Below are 17,461 nucleotides of genomic sequence, written 5' to 3'. Positions count from 1 at the left end.
AGATGGATTATGCAATCTGGATTGTTATAGGAATCGTAGCGTTTTTATTAATTGCATTAATCGGTGTTTTTATTACGAAATACAGAACGGCAGGTCCTGATGAAGCACTGATTGTGACAGGAAGCTTTTTAGGTAGTAAAAATGTCCATGTTGATGAATCAGGAAATAAAATTAAAATTATCCGTGGCGGCGGTACATTTGTTCTTCCGGTATTCCAGCAGGCTGAGCCATTGAGTTTGTTATCGAGCAAGCTGGAAGTTTCAACACCTGAAGTGTATACAGAGCAAGGTGTTCCAGTTATGGCTGATGGTACAGCGATTATTAAAATTGGCGGGTCCATCGGAGAAATTGCTACAGCGGCTGAACAATTTCTTGGCAAAGAGAAGGCAGATCGTGAAAATGAAGCAAGAGAAGTACTGGAAGGTCATTTAAGATCCATTCTAGGTTCTATGACAGTAGAAGAAATTTATAAAAATCGTGACAAGTTTTCTCAGGAAGTACAAAGGGTTGCATCACAAGACCTTGCGAAAATGGGATTAATCATTGTTTCGTTTACGATAAAAGATGTTCGTGACAAAAATGGCTATCTGGAATCATTAGGGAAACCAAGAATTGCTCAAGTAAAGAGAGACGCAGATATCGCTACATCAATCGCTGAAAAAGAAACAAGAATTCAGCAGGCGGAGGCTGATAAGGAAGCGAAGCGGGCAGAATTCCAGCGAGCGACTGAAATTGCTGAGGCAGAAAAAGAAAATCAGATGAAAATAGCTGAATACCGAAGAGAGCAGGATATTGCCAAAGCACGTGCTGACCAGGCATATGACCTTGAAACGGCACGTTCAAAGCAGGAAGTTACTGAGCAGGAAATGCAAATTAAGATCATTGAGCGTCAAAAGCAAATCGAATTAGAAGAAAAAGAGATTTTAAGAAGAGAGCGCCAATATGATTCTGAAGTTAAGAAAAAAGCGGATGCAGACCGTTATGCTGTTGAGCAGGAGGCAGAAGCGAGTAAACGCAAGCAAATGGCAGATGCTGATGCCAACCAATATCGTGTTGAAGCTGAAGCTCGTGCCGAAGCTGAAAGAATTCGAGCTGATGGTTTAGCGAAAGCAGATTCAGAAAGAGCGCAAGGGGAAACTGAAGCAGAAATTATCCGTTTAAAAGGTTTGGCAGAAGCAGAAGCAAAGCGCAAAATTGCAGAAGCTTTCGATCAGTATGGTCAGGCTGCCATTATGGATATGGTCTTGAAAATGCTTCCTGAATATGCAAAAGAGCTTGCCAGCCCATTATCTAATATTGATAAGATTACGGTTGTCGATACGGGCAGCGACAGCAGCAATGGCGGAGCCAATAAAGTTACTGGCTATGCGACAAATCTTATGTCAACGATGCAGGAAACATTAAAAGCTTCTTCTGGCATTGATGTGAAGGAGCTGCTGGAAAATTTCTCTGGTAAAGGCAATATTCGAGGAAGTATTGATCAGCTGGCATATGAATTGAAGGATAAAGAGGGAACAGGGGAACTAGTCGAAAGTAATCAGGAATAAATGTATCTAACCAATTAGCGGCCAGGAGTTCATTCTCCGGCCGCTTTTTAGTGACTGCATAGGAGTTAAGTATCCTCCGCTCCAATTCACTCATGTTTAAAAAGATAATCTTTATAACAATAAAAAAACCGAATGATTAGAAAGATTCACTTCCTAACCATTCAGTTCTATTGTCATGTTAAATACTTGTGACTCAGCCTTGATTCATTCAATGAAGCTGAAATAAAACGAATCTATTATTTTGCTTTTCTCTTTCTCCCGATATTTTGAGTTATACGATCAAGAATTATAGCAATGATAACGATTGCTAAACCAGCTTCAAATCCTGTTCCAATTTGGATTTGGGTAACAGCTCGATAAACTTCTGCTCCGAGACCAGGTGCTCCTACCATTGAAGCGATTACCACCATGGACAAGGCAAGCATGATACTCTGGTTGATTCCGGCCATAATAGTTGGCATCGCTAATGGAAGCTGTACCTTTATTAAACGCTGACCTGTTGTAGAACCAAAGCTTTCGGTCGCTTCAATAATGTCGGCAGGCACTTGCTGAATGCCTAGTATTGTAAGTCTGATTGTAGGCGGTACTGCGAAAATAACTGATGATACAACGCCTGGTACAACACCAATACTAAAGAAAAAGATTGCTGGAATAAGATAAACAAAGGCTGGCATAGTTTGCATAAAGTCTAACATTGGAGTAATGATTTGCTTTACAGCTTTCTTCTGAGACGCCCAGATGCCTACTGGTAACCCAATAATGACTGTAATAAATACAGCGGTTAAAACTAATGCCAAAGTTTCCAGCATAGGTTCCCAATAGCCAAGGTTTTCAATTAAAAATAGTCCGATTAGTGTAAACAAAGCCATACTTTTTCCGGCCAGCCACCAAGCTAGCGCTGTTACTAAGATAATCAATATAATAGAAGGGATTATTTCCAGACCTGCTAATAATCCTTCGACAATTCCTTCTAAGGCAACTGTAATACCATCAAATAGAAATTCAAACGTAACAGTTAACCAGTCTACAAATGCATCGATCCAATCTCCAAGAGGGAGTTTTGGCAATAAATCTTCCATCATAGTCCCTCCTTGACAATACTTACTTGATCTTCTGTATTTTCATTTTTCTTAACAAGAGCGTCGCCATCAGTGTTATGTAAATAGTTTATGGCTTCATTATTTCCAGCAAGTGCTCCAATGACTGCTCCTCTAACTAAAATTCCTTTTAAACGGCCATTGTCGTCAACAACTGCTACTGGAATACTTGCTTGGGACACTTGCTCGAATAAGTCTGTTAAAAGGGTATCTTCTGTCACGGTTTGAACATCTCGTTTGATGATTTCCTGCAGTGTTTTCCCTGAATTTATGGCTTCTTGTGCATCATCTGCTGTTAATGCACCAAGCAGCGTTTTCTTTTTATCGACAGCGTAGATGCTGGAAATACCTAATTTTTTCATCATTTCAATGGCAACACGAGGCCCTTTGTCAATTTGTACTGTTTCAGCTCGCTTCATTACATGGCTTGCTGTAAGGATTTTCGAAAGGTCTACGTCTTCTACGAATCTTTCAACATATTGATTGGATGGGTTGATTAATATTTCTTCTGGTGTTCCAATTTGAACAACAGCTCCATCCTTCATCAATGCAATCCGATCACCAATTCTTAGCGCTTCATCTAAATCATGAGTAATAAAGACAATGGTTTTTGACATAGAGGATTGGAGCTCAAGTAATTCATCTTGCATATCCTTTCTTATTAATGGGTCAAGTGCACTGAAAGCTTCATCCATTAATAAGATATCTGTGTCATTGGCAAGTGCTCTTGCCAAACCAACGCGCTGCTGCATACCCCCGCTCAGCTGACTGGGATATTGCTTTTCATAACCATCTAATCCTACTAACTTTAATGATTCGAGTGCTTTTTCTTTTCGTGTATTCTCAGTGATTCCTTGAATTTCTAATCCATACTCAACATTTTCAAGGACAGTGCGGTGAGGGAGAAGTGCGAATTTTTGGAAAACCATGCTTATTTTTTTCCTTCTAACTTCTCTTAGCTCATCTTTCTTCATTTTCGTAATGTCTTTTCCGTCAATAAGTACTTCGCCGATGGTTGGGTCTATTAGTCTGTTTAATGTGCGGACTAAAGTAGATTTTCCGCTGCCTGATAAACCCATGATGACGAAGATTTCACCAGCATGGATATCAAAAGTAGCTTGATTTACCCCGATTGTTGCGCCGGTTTGTTTGAGAATATCGGTTTTGTTTGCGCCATTATTTAATAACTGAATGGCTTTTTTTGTGTTTTTTCCGAATATTTTCGATACGTTTCGGATACTAATCTTTGCGTTTTCTTCATTCATGTTTTCACCCCGTTCTTTTATCCTGTGAAATAAGGACCTTTTAATTGTAGAATGAATGCATTACATAAGGCAATCTGCATATTTCACTGTATACATGCATAAAGTTTATACAGAAAAAACTGTACGTACTGTATTTAGTATATGCTTATAAATCCTCCAAATTACTCCCTAATGCTATTTATGTCCATTCTTTACTTTTATTTTTAAAATGATAATCTATATTAAGAATGTTGGCATGTGAGAAATGTAAATTTCTCCTCCGTTTTGAGAAAAATTTTTGTAAATAATATTTTAAAATGTATGATAAAATGATTTTCTTTTAGAATATGTTTGGTCATTAAGTTGGTAATGGATGTGATTATTATGAATGAAAATGAGAAGCTAGCTGCTGCTCGTGATCGGGTGATAGAAACAATCGCCCAAAATATGGATTTATATGGAATCAGTGATTCAATTGGAAGGCTTTATGGAATGATGTATTTTCATAATAGGCCAATGACTTTAGATGATATGAAAGAAGAGCTTGGCATGAGTAAGACTAGCATGAGCACGTCTGTAAGAAGCTTAATGGAATTGAAAATGGCTGAAAAAGTCTGGCGGAAAGGTGAAAGAAAAGACCTATACCAAGCTGAGGAGGATTGGCATCAGATGTTTATCGACCAATTTTCCATTAGATGGAGACCAAGCATTACCATGAATATTTCAATGATGGAAAAGTCTAAAAGAGAACTGGAAAGCATTGTTAATGCCGAACATGCTAATGAAGAGATCAAGCTGAAAGCAATGGAGGATATACAAAAGCTATCCTCAGCTCTTGATTACTATGATTGGTTAAACCGTTTGGTAACTTGCTTTGAATCAGGAGAAATCTTTAACTATATAAAAAAGGAAAATCCGAATAAGAAATAAGCACACTGTTATGGCTGTGCTTATTTTTTTATGGAGCGAAAAGGGCATTACATTCTAGTTTTAGATGAAATGAAATTAAGTTATTAAAAAATGTGTATTCGTCTAGCGCACATTTTCTCTAAAGTGAATAGGATATATGGAAACAAACAAAGGAGGTAATTGACTATGTCAGAAGGCTGCGGATACAACGGAGGTTTTGCTCTGTTAGTAGTATTGTTTATTTTATTAATTATCATTGGTGCTTCTTGGGGCTACGGCGGTTACGGCTACTAAAATTTAAATGTTAATGCTTAACAGGAGTTATATACAAAAAAAGGGAGGACTTTAATATGTATGGTTATGGCGGATATGGCTATGGCGGCTGCGGTTACGGCGGTGGATATGGCGGCGGTTACAGTGGTGGTTTCGCATTAATCGTTGTTTTATTCATCCTATTGATCATCGTAGGAGCTGCTTGCTTTAACTTCTAATTGAAGCAAAGGTATTGCGGGTTTACCTTGTTTCTTATATGCAAAAAAGCATGCCAAGTATGAATAGGCATGCTTTTTTGCTGCTAATAACAAGAAACACTTAAAAAAAGACTTATTTCTTCTTGCCTTTTGATTTGTTTTTTGAATTAATCCAAAGTTTTCCTTCTGCTACTTTACGGCTTTCATTGCCATAATCATCGGTAATTTTCACTTCTATTTCAGCACCAGGAGCTTTAACATTTGAAGTTGCTGTGTAATAGCCTACATAATGTCCATCGGATGTTTCCATCATAGGCAATTCCGTAGCGTTCGAAACTTGAGCTCTAGCGTTCGTTAAAGGCATTCTAATACTGAAGGTAGCATCTAACCCTGGCTCACTGTCGAATTCGATTTTAACAGATTCGCCTTTTTTCAGTTCCAGGTTTTCAGATGGAACTAGATTCTCAATTTCTGGTGATGTATACTTCGCATCAACTGTGACATTCTTTCTGATGCGGTTGCCTGCCTTGTCTTGAGCGATGACCTTAATGTCATTTTCTCCTTCTTCAAGTAGAAGTCTCAGGGAGAATTGGCCATCCTCAACATTTGCTTTTTTGCCATTTACTTTAACCCAGTCAAGGTTTTCATCGGTTACTGTACCTTCTACTGTTACCGTTTCTTTATTTGTTTTTGAGTCATTTTCAGGGCTTGTAATAACCAGTTCTGGCTTTGTATCATCAAAAATGATGGTTACCGGCTGGGAAGCATCTGTAGCACCAGTTTCTGTTATTACTTTCGCCGTAACCGTGTTATCACCTTGTGTTAAAGGTACTTCAGCAGAGAAAGTTCCTTCATTTGTAGATTCAGTTTGAACTGCTTCTTCATCACCATTATAAATGGCAACTGTAACGTTTGGAGCGGATGTTCCTTCAATGGTAGCGGTTTTATTCTTTGTAAACGATCCATCAGCAGGTGAAGTAATGACAGGAGCTGTTAGTTCATAGCTGACAACAGAACGAATCATGTAATTTCCTTCCTCAGCAGGAACTGGTGACCATGCTCCGTCAACGAATTGCCAGCTTCTTTCAGCATTAGGACCATCTTCATCTGTTCCGAGTCCAGGTGATGCAGTATTGATATTGCTTTGGATATAGACTAAGTAGAAATCATCATCTACTGTAATGCCATGTTCCGTTAAGTCAACATGTGTCCATTCGCCATTGCGCAATGCCGTAGCATCAAACGGGCCAGCAAGTTTCGTGCCAGGAGCACCATCTGTACCGTCTGCATCATAAACTTCAACCTGGAATTCAGTTCCACCAGGGACTGGCCATTCTGTATCCCAGAAACGGAATAAGCCGCCAGTTACCATTGCTTGATCATGTCCTTCAGCTAAGGACATTTTCACAGCCCAGCCGTTTCCAGCTTCATAAAATGCGCGTGCATTTTCAGCAGTGCCATCATCATATCCAATCTCACCTTCAAAGCCGATAAAAGGTTTTAATTGTATATTTTGCTCCACATCTCCTGAAATGTCCACGGAGATTTCCTGGCTATAGTAGGAAGGAGCCATAACTTTTAACGTATATTCACCTTCATAGGCAGTTAGGCTATATTGTCCATTCTCATCTGTTGTAACAGGTGAGACAGCACCATCTTCAACTAACAGCAGGGTAGCGTTCGAGACTGGATCACCAGTAGCTTCATTTGTAACTGTACCGGAAACTGTCCCTTGAGTAAGTTCTTCTAGAACAAAGTTAGCTGTTGACTCACTATCCTGTTCTATGACAACAGTCTGTGTGGCAGACTGATAACCATAAGCTTCTGCAAGAACCGTAAATTCACCAGCTGCATGTGCAAAAGAGTAGGATCCATCTGCTGGATTTGTTGTGACAGAGCGTCCAGATTCTAATACACTTACTTTCGCACTGATTGGAAGAAGGACAGGAGCTGCTTCTTTGTCGCCTTTGTCTTGGTCATATTCCTTGCTGAAAGCAGGTGCAATTTTATTTGGATCAATCTTTTTATCTTTTAGAGCAACACTGCCGCCGCTTGGGTTAACACTATTTCTTTTTACACCAAGACTGACTTTAGAGGCAGATTCTAATGGTGAAGATGTAAGAGCGACATCGTCAATATACCATCCCTCGCGGGGAACAGAACCATCAGAGGTTACATTAAATGCAATATATATTCGCTGTCCTGCATATTCGCTTAAGTCAACTTCTCCATCCGTCCAAGAAGTTGTCACATCATTGACGCGAAGAGCCTGTGTCCAGTTTTCCATATCCGTTGAAACAAACACATGACCATAATCATAATTACGTTCAAGATTATGCCATTGCTTGAATTGCAGATAAGCATTACCTTCCGGAAGATCTACTGGCGGCATCAGCAAAGTCATATTTGCATTGTTTGCATAGTTTCCAGCTAAGGAAGTAGCATATACATTTTCACCAGATGAAGCACTGTCAGGTCCTGAAGCAGGAGCACCCCATTCCCAGCTGTTTCCTTCACCGTATGATGTCCAGCCAGAAGGAGCTGATTCGAAATCCTCGCTGTAGCCTGTTGTAATTCCTGGTACAACGGACACTTCATATGTGTCTGAATCAATTGCATTTCCGCCGAAGTCTGTTGCTTTCCATTTATAGGACACAGATGGTATGGCGATTGCTTCACCTGGAATGAGAGCTTCATACGTTCCATTCTGATAGTCTCCGGAGACTCGTTCAGCTTGGACCGTGCTGTAGTTTCCATCTTCTGTTAAGTATTGGAGTTCAACCTGCGTAATACTTACATTATCAGATGCTTGCAGCTGCAATGCTAAATCCATTCCTGCAAATGTTTCTTCAGGTGCAGTATGTTCAATTTCAGGTGCTTCTTCGTCGTCACCTTCTTTTGATACCTGACCTTTTAATGTACCAAGTCCTGTCATGACAGATGAAACGGCATCAAAAGCGTTAACAAGTCCATATCCAAAGCCGTTGTTTGGTACTTCTGTATATGTGCCATTTGTTAATGGTGTAGCAGTGGTTATTAAGATCTGTTCTATTTCATCAACGGTTAGACTTGCATCCACTGAGCGAAGGAGAGCTACCACAGCGGAGACATGCGGCCCAGCCATTGATGTGCCATTCCAGCCGCCTTCATAGCCGCCGCCAGGAACGGACGAACGAATATTTACTCCTGGAGCTGAAATATCAGGTTTAATTTCATCATATGGAGAAGGACCTAATAAAGAAAAGCTGCCTAATCCATTGTTGATGTCTGTGGCACCAGTAGCAAAAGATTCACGATAGTTCGCTGGTGTAGAAACAGATCCAGGGCCGCCTGGATTAAATAATGTTGTATTACCTGCTGAGAATTCAGGGAATATTTCTGCTGCACGCCAAGCTTGAACCATTGGCAAATACCATTCATCAAGACCAGGGCCGCCTCCCCAAGAATTGTTAACGACGTCTGGCGCGTATTCAGGATGTGGATTTCCTTCTGCATCCTTTGGAGCCAGAATCCATTCAGCTGCCGCTAGGAGGTCAGCATCCGTTCCGCCATCAGCTGTAAAGGCTTTGACAGCGATCCATTTTGCACCAGGAGCTACACCAACCTGGTTGCTTCCATCTGGCTCTGCACCAACCATTGTTCCCGTAACATGTGTTCCATGTCCATCATCATCATATGGAGTTGTCTGTCCAGCTGTTGCATCAAACCAGTTAAACTCATGTGAAGCCTGGTTTGGATTGGTAGGATCAAAACCGCGATATTGATCTTTTAATGCAGGGTGGTTCCATTCAACACCAGTGTCAATAGAGGCAACGACAGTGCCAGCACCGTCGATTCCCATTTCCCATAATGCTGGTGCTCCAACACGATCAATATTCCACTCTGTTGCATTTGTCTCTGCATCTTTTGCCGGCTGTACTTGAAGGGACGCTTTTTGCTTTTCTTTTGCGGGCTTATAAAGCTGTCTTGTTTCATTAGGCAGGATTTTTTCAATCTCAGGGAATTTAGCCAGCTCTTCTAAAACGTCTTTAGTAGCAGTAACGGCCATCGCATTGACGATATAATAAGATTGTACATCCTTGGCTTTTCCAAGCTCTTCTTGTTTCTTAAGGAAGTCTGTGACCGAACCTTGTGTTTCTATGGCAGTAGATCTAAGTGAAGATAGAACAGCCGATCTTTTCATATAGGTTGCTTTTGCAGGAGATGCCTTTTGGCTGACAGCATTTTTACCAGCTTTGACAGCAGCTGCTGCAGGATCTGCCTGTTCTTTGAATTTCAGTAAAAATGTTACTTGTTCATCTTCTTTACTGAATTGTTTTAATAAGGAACTGTTTATTTTCTTTTGTACAGATTCTACAGCTGCCTTTCTAAATGAAGTGTGAGGTGATCCATTTCCTTCTGCAAAACTGCTGGTCGGAAGCAGCAGAGGAAGGATCAATATAGCTGTAAGTAAAATACTTAACCACCGAAAACCTCTTTTTCTCTTCAAATTACTTTCCCTCCTGGTAAATACATATTTACGGCAGCAACCCGATTTCACCCCTTTCCTGTACCTGCAATTGCCGATACAAAGACTTTATCGAAAAAAAAACGCATAAGTTGTCAGAATATACCGAATTATAAAACGGGAAAAGTGAAATGAGCAAATGGGAACAGATGTATGTGTTTGCAACGGGACTTAATAAACAGCCTTTTTGAAAATAAATGGACATTCATGCCTAAAAAACTCATGAAATCACCCGGGATGCTTCTACAATATGGTAAAAATGAGAAAAAGGTAGAAGGTGCTAACTATAATGAATACTAAGGAGGGAAGGAAGGAACAGGATAGAAGTTGGTAGGTCAAACAGCCTTTGCCTTAAGAAAGCAGGAACAGTTAAGTAGATTTTCCTGTTATTTTTGCTGTAAATATAATAACTAGATTGAAAATAAAAAAGTTACACTTCGATTGTACTATTAAAGCCTAACATCCATAAAACAAGGCGAACGTAATATGTGGCTGATGTATTGCAGGAAAAAAGATACAATAACCTTGGCAAATGTAAAAAATAGGTGGATTTTCATAGCAATCATTGGTAATGTAATAGTATCTTGTTGAGTATTCATAATATTACGTTTATTTTTAAGGGAAATATTACAGAAACGGGGAGGCTTCCATTTGGTGAATTCGGTTTCTGATAGAGCATTCGAACAAATTTATGATGAGTATAGTGATAAAATTTATAGCTACCTCTTTCTTCTCGTTCATGAAAAAGGAGCAGCAGAGGATCTTACACAGGAAACTTTTATTAAAGCGTACAAATATTTGCATCAATTTAATGGAGAATCACATATATTCACCTGGCTTGTTAAGATTTCGCGTCATATTGCCATTGACTATTTAAGAAAGAAGAGTCGTTTTTTATTTATTCCTATTGAACATTTCCAATTTGGCTCTCTAGATGATACACCTCAAGAAATCATCTTAAAAGGAGAAAAAATTGAAGTTTTGTATAAGGCTATAAAAAAGCTGAAGCTTAGCTATCAGGAAGTCTTAATTCTTCGGAAAATAAAAGAGTTTTCAATTAAAGACACAGCGACCATTTTGGATTGGAGTGAAAACAAAGTAAAGATTACAACATCTCGGGCATTAGTCTCTTTAAAAAAGGAGCTGGAAAATAAGGGGGAGCGTTATGAGGAAGTCTTCTCGAATGGATGAGCCTTTTAACGAGTTAGATAAAGTTTATAGGTCAAATGTGCAAAAACAGCAAACCCGTCAACTTGTCTTTCAGGCAATTGAAAACAGGAGGATAAAAAGGCGCCATATAGTCCCAAATTTTTTAACGGTTATATTTGCCATTTCAGCTTGTTTTTTGTTTAGCTATATTATGATTTTTGCCAATGATTTTATGGAGAATAAGTATGGAGTTGGATCATTAAAAGCTGAAGGTATAGAATATATCGTTGTTTCTCCATCTATGTCAGATGCGGCTTTTGCTGCGATTGAGTATTCCTATACAGTAGGGCAATCCATTATACAAGATCAAACCTATTCAATAATTGTGACGGATATGGTAAATCATGCAAAAGAGACAGACTATCGACCTGAAACTGCTGCAAAATTTGATATTATGCTTGTTTTTCCTGAAAATAAACAGTTAAAAATAAAACTCTGGGAAGAAAAAGAACAATATTATATGAAAACATTGGGGAATGAACAACTTTATAGGCTAGAAGAGCATGAAGCAAGAAAATTTGTAAATATGATGGAATTAATTGTCCAAAGTTAACTTAGCACATTAAAGCATATCATAAAAAAACGCTTAGCACATCAATGCTAAGCGTTATGTATGATATGTTCTAAAACTCCAGACAGATTGGACTCCAATATCCATCCACACAGCGTTTTCCATAAGGAACTCCATTCCCACCGAAGTATTCATATTCTGTGCAGTACCAGCACATTCTTTCTGCTTCAGGCTGAAAATCATCTACTCCTGAAGCATCCTTTGCTAAATTTTCTGCTTGTATCGTTGGTGTGAAGGCGAATAGAAGTAAAAGCAAACATAGTAATCTTTTTTTCATCTATATTCCTCCCATCTAATAGGTTTACTAATAGATTAAAATTATTTTCCATATTAAGGAATAGGGAGAATTGTTTATTTTGTAATGGGTGGAAAATCCTATTATTATTAGGTTTGTCTGTTTTCTTCTTGTATTAATTTGTGCAGCTTTTGTCTAAAGTGGATAAACTCTTCAGATAAAGGCAACTGTTCATCCCGTGGACGAGAGAACGGAACGGTCACTCCTTCTCTAATTTTGGCAGGCCGGTGAGATAATATAACAATCCGATCCGATAGCAGGATTGCCTCTTCGATATTATGAGTAACGAAGAGGATGGTCGGTTTAAGCTCTTCCCAAATCTGCAAAAGCCATTGCTGCATATCGGAGCGTGTCAGCTCGTCTAATGCAGAAAAGGGCTCATCTAAAAGCATTAATTCCTGCGGGCTTAAAAGTGCGCGAATAAAAGCTGCTCTTTGTTTCATTCCTCCCGATAACTCATGAGGATATGCGTTTAAATACTCTCCGAGACCAGCTACTTTCAGCATTTCCTTTGCACGGCTTTCATCTGTTTTTCCTTGAAGCTCCTGACCTAAGAGCGTGTTATCTAAAATGCTTCTCCAAGGCAGCAGTGATGGAGATTGTGGCATATAGCTGATTTTCCCCGTTATTCCGTTAATCTTTTCTTCATTTAAAGCAATTGTTCCTTCATCAGGAGTCAGCAATCCGCCAATCATATGAAAAAGCGTGCTTTTTCCGCTGCCGGAAGGTCCTAAGATCGAGACAAATTCACTTTTTTTAATGTGCAATTCCAGTTTGTCTAGAACATGGTTAGAACCAAAACGTTTTGACAGGTTTGTTAAAGATAGTACGGTCATTTTGTCTTATCCTCCTTCCATTTCCAGCGAACCATCAGCTTTTCTAAAAGTTTAATGAGTAAGAAGAATAAAAGACTCAGGATCATAATGGCGAAGATGGCCACAAACACTCGATCAGAGCGGAAAGAAGAGGACGCTAATGTCATATAAACACCGACTCCCATCCTGGCACCAACCCATTCCGAAATCACCGCACCCATAACACTATAAGTTGCCGAGATTTTAATGCCAGAAAAGATGCCAGGCAATGCAGCAGGAAGCTCTAACTTCCAAAAAAGCTGCTGTTTAGTTGCTCCAGCCATTTTCATATAATGCTTTAAGTCTGCGGGTGTTTGTTTAAATCCATCGAGTGCAGCAACCGTAATAGGAAAAAAGCAGACAAGCGTAATAACAATGACTTTCGGCAGGATTCCAAATCCAAACCAGATAACCAAAAGCGGGGCAAGAACGATAACTGGCACGTTTTGCGAAAGAATGAGAAGCGGATAAACTGATTCTCTAACAAAAGGAAGCATGTGCAGAAAAAAGGCAGCGGCAAGCCCAACAGCTGCACCAATCGCAAAGCCATATAGTGATAAACTGGTTGTAGAAAGCAGGTGCGGTGCAAACTGAGACCAGCCGTTATATGCTTCCTGAAAAATTAAGCTTGGTGCAGGGACTAGCCAGGATGGTGCTTCAATAAATCTGACAATCCCTTCCCATAATAAGAATAAAAGGAGGAGAACAAGCAGTGGTCTCCATCCTTTCTTAAAAGCAGTGTTCATCCTTTATATTTCTCCGTTAAGGTATCCATTGTAATGCCATCAGGCTGGAATAAAATTTTGATTTGAGAAATAACATTCGAGCTGCCGATCTCAATCATTCTTTCGTTCATTTTCTTAATAACCGCAAAAATTTGATCTAGGTCACCTTCCATTGTGGTTTCAAGAGGGTGTACCTCATATTTGATGCCAGAAGCATCAATAATGGCAATTGCCTCGTCAACGTACGGAATGACATTTTCCCCATTTTTTGTTTTTGGTATTATTTGTATGCTTACTAAAGAATTAGCCAAGATTTTCTCCTCCTAGTTTGGTAAGTATTCGTTTGTAAATGCTTTTTCTGCATCAAGCTCTCCATCGAGCAATCCATTTTCAAACATCCAATTACCGTAGTTTTCCCATACTTCTAGTTTTTGGACTCCCCATTGATCGGCATCATCCTGATAGCGCGGTGCCAGCCATTCCTGACTCTTCTTAACCAGCTCAGGATCCAAGTCTGGAACTGCTTCTATTAGAATGTCAGCAGCTTCAGCTGGATTTTCAATTACATATTCATACCCTTTTGAAGCTCCCTCTAAAAATGCTTCGACCATTTCAGGATTAGAGCTGATCATGTCTTCATTTGTGGCAAGTACAGGTGTATAATAATCCAGATTTTCAGAGTAGTCGGTAGGGTAGATCATATTTAAATCTATACCGCGTAATTCTGCTTCAATTCCAGTCCAGCCGTAAAAGATCCAAGAAAAATCAACATCTCTTTCAACTGAAGTGAAGAAATCTGCACTGCCAATATTTAAGATCGTAACATCATCGGCACTGGCATTCTCAGATCTCATTAAGGATTCAAGGATTTGCTCTTCAACTGGAGATCCGAAGCCTCCGTATGTTTTTCCTGTAAAGTCTTTAGGCGTCTCAATATTTTTTTCTACAGGAGAAGCAAAGCCTGATGTATTGTGCTGAATGACAGCCGCAATCGAAACAAGCGGTACACCTTGAACTCTTGCTTGTGTAATGCTTTCCTGGTAACTGACTCCAAAATCTGCTTTGCCTGAAGCAATCAATTGATCTGCACCAGCATCACCAGGCAAAATAATGTCGACATCAAGTCCAGCTTCTTCAAAATAGCCATTTTCAACGGCAGCATAAAGTCCAGTATGATTTGTATTTGGTGTCCAATCCAGAACAACTGTCACTTCTTCAAGTTCTTCCGCTTCATTGCTGTTGTTTTCCGTGTCTTCGTTATTTCCGCAAGCCGTTAAAACCAATAATAACGCTGCAGTTAACACCCATTTTTTCATAATTTCCTCCTAATTTGAAAGATCAATCATTGCTCAGATCTCCGTTATGTTTGTATGAGTAGTATGGAACAAATCCCATAAAAACATAAAACCCCTGACTGCAGCAGCCAGGGGACATAATAAATAAGCATAATATTGCTTTACATTATGTTCCCTACGCTGGTATAAACCAGATCAGGTTCAAAGGGTTATCATTATAGAATGAAATCTCAACCGCATAGCGGTTCCCCTACATAAAACGATATGAAATTTTTCTAAAGATTCAGCCTCTACATAATAGTAAAGTGATATCTAATAAATGGTTAACGTTCCATATTACCGTCTTCATTATAGCAAAAAAATAAGAAATTTCTAGTAAAAAGCTCTTATTAGTTTCAGGAAGAAGAATGCTGGAACAATATTTACCAGTATAACCATGGAAAAGATTGAGTTTGTTCCATTTATGAACAATGTGTTACAGTATTCTCTGTTGTAATCGAGACGATCATGAATGGAGGAGAGCGAATGAAAAAATTTGTTCTAAGTTTGATTGCCGCTTTAGTCATGGTCTCATTTCATTATACATTTGCTGAATTAAAGGGAACGAATGCTGAAACGCTGGACTCTGTTACGATTTATAATGTTAAGGATCAGGAAACATTGTATGATGTGGCACTGAAATTCTCCGTATCAGAGCTGGAATTAAAAGAAGTTAATCATTTATCATCTGAAGCTATTCATTCTGGTGACAAATTAATTATACCTAATACAATATCCAAGAAAGAGATAGACTTGCTTGCCCGACTCGTTCATGCTGAAGCAAAAGGTGAACCCTATAAAGGAAAGGTAGCAGTGGCTCAAGTAGTTTTAAATCGAGTAGAAGATGAGCGCTTTCCTGATAGCATTAAACAAGTGATTTATGAAAAGAGACAGTTTCAGCCTGTCGACAATGGAAGCATAGATAAACCAGCTGATAAAGAGGCAAAAAAGGCAGTAAATGAGGCAATAGCTCTAGAGGGACAAGGGAATAACGAAGCTGTTTATTTCTTTAATCCGGATTTAACGGATAGCAACTGGTTAAGATCACAAACCGTAACAGGTGAAATTGGAAAACACCGTTTTGCAAAGTAACATGGCAGAAGCTATGTTGCTTTTTTATTTTTAGGGGAGAGAGACCTGGGGATGTAGCTGAAGGAACAACAGGTTTGTCTGCCATTGACTTGAGCGTATTACTGGTTTACTTGAATTTCTATTTATCTTCGTCTATGATGCAAGTAAAGGAGTGGTTATGATGTTTTCAAATATAGGTATACCAGGTTTAATTCTTATATTAGTATTAGCACTTATTATCTTCGGACCTAAAAAATTGCCGGAAATTGGCCGTGCTTTTGGACAAACTCTAAAAGAGTTTAAAAACTCTGCAAGAGATTTAACGCGTGATGAAGATGAACCTAAAGACAAACCAAAGAATTCTTTAAGTAAAGATTAAGTTTAGTTTAGAGAATTTAAATTAATATAAGCACAGATATACAGGCTCAGATCATTCGTGATTTGAGCCTTTTCATTTCCCGAAATGTAAGTCCTTTTACATTGTACAGATCTTGTCATGCTGAAATGAGCTTGAGTGCATATAATCTGTGTAATTTTTATAAGGAACTGTGATAGGATAGAGGAGTATTAAAAAAAAAGCAATTGTTCAAGGAGGCGTTCATTATGAAAAATAAATTAATGACTTATACAGCATGCACTAACGGGGTAACGTCTAATTAACAATTAGCAGTTCCCCATATTAGAAAGGGGATAAATTTTGAGTATTGACAAAATAGTAAGATTGGCTGAATTAACAGCAGAAAACTGGTATGAGTGCTGTTCATTGCAGATAACAGAGAATCAAGAGAAATTTATAGAAAACAATGCAATATCGATTCTGCAGTCTAAATTTGAACCGTCATTAAGACCGTTTGTTATATATTATGGTGATCAAGTTGCAGGTTTTTTAATGTATAATACGGAACCGGAAGAACTTGATGGTTACTGGATTTACAGAATAATGATTGATCATAGATTTCAGGGTAAGGGCATTGGTAAGGATGCTTCTTCAATAATGATTTCAAAAATGTCCAATCTGCCAAACGCAAAGAAGCTCGTTGTAGGCTATCATCCCGAAAATTTAGGGGCACATGGTTTATACGAGAGCTTGGGGTTTATCGATTACGGAGATCGCTTTGGTAAAGAAATGGCCGTTGTCAAAACGATTAACCAGTAAAATACTACAATTCACAATATAATGCTGGAAGCTCAAAATTATTTTGAGCTTTTTTGCTTTGGACGTTTTGAATGGACTATTAGATGGATAAAAAATGAATAGGCTGCTATTAAAAGTAAGCTCCTTTTTTAAAGGCGCTTCTTTTTAATAGTGCTAAGCAGCATTTTAGCGATATGCCTGGAGATGGCAAAAGCAGAGCAGAATAGATATTTGATGACAGACGAAAGCTGCTGCCTTGCTGGAGGCAGACCGCCTTAGAGGCTGTTCACCACAGCTCAGGAAAAAGTAGAAAACCCTTTTTTTATAAAAAAGAATCAGAGATTTGAATCAGCTGTAACAAATGATTTGACTGAGATGTTTATACAAGTTAAAATGAAAGCGAAAACAGAAACATGTATATACAAGTTTGAGTTTTAGGCTTGTTTAAAAACATTACAGAATCATTCTTTACCAGAAAAATATCTTGGTGAAA

General features: G+C 38.8%; 16 protein-coding genes, 1 pseudogene and 1 riboswitch. Of the genes and pseudogenes, 9 read left to right on the top strand and 8 right to left on the bottom strand.

Annotated features, from left to right (window positions below):
• Positions 1–2 precede the first annotated feature (2 nt).
• The gene (locus B7E07_RS15385; protein WP_080846936.1) at positions 3–1,547 is read left to right on the top strand and encodes a flotillin family protein; all 1,545 of its coding nucleotides are present in this window, start codon (positions 3–5) and stop codon (positions 1,545–1,547) included.
• A 236-nt stretch (positions 1,548–1,783) separates the two neighbouring features.
• On the opposite strand, the gene B7E07_RS15380 is transcribed toward B7E07_RS15385, so the two are convergent.
• Positions 1,784–2,626, bottom strand: a complete 843-nt coding sequence (locus B7E07_RS15380; RefSeq protein WP_080846934.1) for an ABC transporter permease — start codon at positions 2,624–2,626, stop codon at positions 1,784–1,786.
• On the bottom strand, positions 2,626–3,909 hold the full coding sequence (locus tag B7E07_RS15375; RefSeq protein ID WP_080846931.1) for a quaternary amine ABC transporter ATP-binding protein: 1,284 nt from the start codon (positions 3,907–3,909) through the stop codon (positions 2,626–2,628). The genes B7E07_RS15380 and B7E07_RS15375 overlap by 1 nt, the downstream gene beginning before the upstream one ends.
• Positions 3,910–4,257: 348 nt before the next feature.
• Here B7E07_RS15375 and B7E07_RS15370 point away from each other — a divergent pair, with 348 nt between their 5' ends.
• The 3 genes and pseudogenes from B7E07_RS15370 to B7E07_RS24465 all read left to right on the top strand — a co-directional run.
• Positions 4,258–4,818 (top strand): GbsR/MarR family transcriptional regulator, encoded by a 561-nt coding sequence (locus B7E07_RS15370; RefSeq protein ID WP_257391464.1) that lies wholly within the window; start codon positions 4,258–4,260, stop codon positions 4,816–4,818.
• A gap of 165 nt (positions 4,819–4,983) precedes the next feature.
• Positions 4,984–5,091, top strand: coding sequence for a YjcZ family sporulation protein (locus tag B7E07_RS15365; protein ID WP_080846924.1), 108 nt, complete (start codon positions 4,984–4,986; stop codon positions 5,089–5,091).
• 113 nt (positions 5,092–5,204) lie between these two features.
• Positions 5,205–5,288 (top strand): annotated as a pseudogene (locus B7E07_RS24465) (YjcZ family sporulation protein); the annotation flags it as partial.
• A gap of 112 nt (positions 5,289–5,400) precedes the next feature.
• Here B7E07_RS24465 and B7E07_RS15355 read toward each other — a convergent pair.
• Positions 5,401–9,756, bottom strand: coding sequence for a S8 family peptidase (locus B7E07_RS15355; RefSeq protein ID WP_080846914.1), 4,356 nt, complete (start codon positions 9,754–9,756; stop codon positions 5,401–5,403).
• Positions 9,757–10,428: 672 nt separating this feature from the next.
• Between B7E07_RS15355 and B7E07_RS15350 the strand changes: the two genes are divergently transcribed.
• Together B7E07_RS15350 and B7E07_RS15345 are read left to right on the top strand one after the other, a co-directional pair.
• Positions 10,429–10,965 carry an RNA polymerase sigma factor gene (locus tag B7E07_RS15350; RefSeq protein ID WP_080849213.1) on the top strand — a complete coding sequence of 179 codons (537 nt, stop codon included), beginning with the start codon at positions 10,429–10,431 and terminating at the stop codon, positions 10,963–10,965.
• Complete coding sequence (locus tag B7E07_RS15345; protein WP_080846910.1) at positions 10,958–11,536, top strand: hypothetical protein; 579 nt, start codon at positions 10,958–10,960, stop codon at positions 11,534–11,536. The genes B7E07_RS15350 and B7E07_RS15345 overlap by 8 nt, the downstream gene beginning before the upstream one ends.
• A gap of 70 nt (positions 11,537–11,606) precedes the next feature.
• Here B7E07_RS15345 and B7E07_RS15340 read toward each other — a convergent pair whose 3' ends face one another.
• The 5 genes from B7E07_RS15340 to B7E07_RS15320 form a co-directional block, all read right to left on the bottom strand.
• Positions 11,607–11,831 (bottom strand): hypothetical protein, encoded by a 225-nt coding sequence (locus tag B7E07_RS15340; protein WP_080846908.1) that lies wholly within the window; start codon positions 11,829–11,831, stop codon positions 11,607–11,609.
• Positions 11,832–11,938: 107 nt separating this feature from the next.
• Positions 11,939–12,685 (bottom strand): ABC transporter ATP-binding protein, encoded by a 747-nt coding sequence (locus tag B7E07_RS15335; protein ID WP_080846906.1) that lies wholly within the window; start codon positions 12,683–12,685, stop codon positions 11,939–11,941.
• The gene (locus B7E07_RS15330; RefSeq protein WP_080846903.1) at positions 12,682–13,449 is read right to left on the bottom strand and encodes an ABC transporter permease; all 768 of its coding nucleotides are present in this window, start codon (positions 13,447–13,449) and stop codon (positions 12,682–12,684) included. The genes B7E07_RS15335 and B7E07_RS15330 overlap by 4 nt, the downstream gene beginning before the upstream one ends.
• Positions 13,446–13,739, bottom strand: coding sequence for a thiamine-binding protein (locus B7E07_RS15325; RefSeq protein ID WP_080846900.1), 294 nt, complete (start codon positions 13,737–13,739; stop codon positions 13,446–13,448). Before B7E07_RS15325 ends, B7E07_RS15330 begins: the two co-directional genes overlap by 4 nt.
• A gap of 12 nt (positions 13,740–13,751) precedes the next feature.
• Positions 13,752–14,744 (bottom strand): ABC transporter substrate-binding protein, encoded by a 993-nt coding sequence (locus B7E07_RS15320; protein ID WP_080846898.1) that lies wholly within the window; start codon positions 14,742–14,744, stop codon positions 13,752–13,754.
• 134 nt (positions 14,745–14,878) lie between these two features.
• A riboswitch (TPP riboswitch) is annotated at positions 14,879–14,985 on the bottom strand.
• Between the two features lie 263 nt (positions 14,986–15,248).
• Here B7E07_RS15320 and B7E07_RS15315 point away from each other — a divergent pair.
• From B7E07_RS15315 to B7E07_RS15305, 3 genes are all read left to right on the top strand, one after another.
• Positions 15,249–15,854, top strand: coding sequence for a cell wall hydrolase (locus B7E07_RS15315; protein WP_080846895.1), 606 nt, complete (start codon positions 15,249–15,251; stop codon positions 15,852–15,854).
• A 160-nt stretch (positions 15,855–16,014) separates the two neighbouring features.
• Positions 16,015–16,212, top strand: coding sequence for a twin-arginine translocase TatA/TatE family subunit (locus tag B7E07_RS15310; RefSeq protein ID WP_080846892.1), 198 nt, complete (start codon positions 16,015–16,017; stop codon positions 16,210–16,212).
• 318 nt (positions 16,213–16,530) lie between these two features.
• Positions 16,531–16,989, top strand: coding sequence for a GNAT family N-acetyltransferase (locus B7E07_RS15305; protein WP_080846886.1), 459 nt, complete (start codon positions 16,531–16,533; stop codon positions 16,987–16,989).
• Positions 16,990–17,461: the final 472 nt, after the last annotated feature.

The organism is Cytobacillus gottheilii, assembly GCF_900166665.1.
GTDB classification, from domain to species: Bacteria; Bacillota; Bacilli; order Bacillales; family Cytobacillaceae; genus Cytobacillus; species Cytobacillus gottheilii_A.
This window is presented reverse-complemented; position numbering and strand designations above follow the sequence as displayed.

Bases quoted from the DNA above. Each gene is read 5' to 3' on its own strand.
- B7E07_RS15320 (WP_080846898.1), bottom strand. From the start codon at position 14,744: ATGAAAAAATGGGTGTTAACTGCAGCGTTATTATTGGTTTTAACGGCT.
- B7E07_RS15330 (WP_080846903.1), bottom strand. From the start codon at position 13,449: ATGAACACTGCTTTTAAGAAAGGATGGAGACCACTGCTTGTTCTCCTC.
- B7E07_RS15365 (WP_080846924.1), top strand. From the start codon at position 4,984: ATGTCAGAAGGCTGCGGATACAACGGAGGTTTTGCTCTGTTAGTAGTA.
- B7E07_RS15335 (WP_080846906.1), bottom strand. From the start codon at position 12,685: ATGACCGTACTATCTTTAACAAACCTGTCAAAACGTTTTGGTTCTAAC.
- B7E07_RS15315 (WP_080846895.1), top strand. From the start codon at position 15,249: ATGAAAAAATTTGTTCTAAGTTTGATTGCCGCTTTAGTCATGGTCTCA.
- B7E07_RS15340 (WP_080846908.1), bottom strand. From the start codon at position 11,831: ATGAAAAAAAGATTACTATGTTTGCTTTTACTTCTATTCGCCTTCACA.
- B7E07_RS15380 (WP_080846934.1), bottom strand. From the start codon at position 2,626: ATGGAAGATTTATTGCCAAAACTCCCTCTTGGAGATTGGATCGATGCA.
- B7E07_RS15385 (WP_080846936.1), top strand. From the start codon at position 3: ATGGATTATGCAATCTGGATTGTTATAGGAATCGTAGCGTTTTTATTA.
- B7E07_RS15345 (WP_080846910.1), top strand. From the start codon at position 10,958: ATGGATGAGCCTTTTAACGAGTTAGATAAAGTTTATAGGTCAAATGTG.
- B7E07_RS15310 (WP_080846892.1), top strand. From the start codon at position 16,015: ATGTTTTCAAATATAGGTATACCAGGTTTAATTCTTATATTAGTATTA.
- B7E07_RS15370 (WP_257391464.1), top strand. From the start codon at position 4,258: ATGGATGTGATTATTATGAATGAAAATGAGAAGCTAGCTGCTGCTCGT.
- B7E07_RS15375 (WP_080846931.1), bottom strand. From the start codon at position 3,909: ATGAATGAAGAAAACGCAAAGATTAGTATCCGAAACGTATCGAAAATA.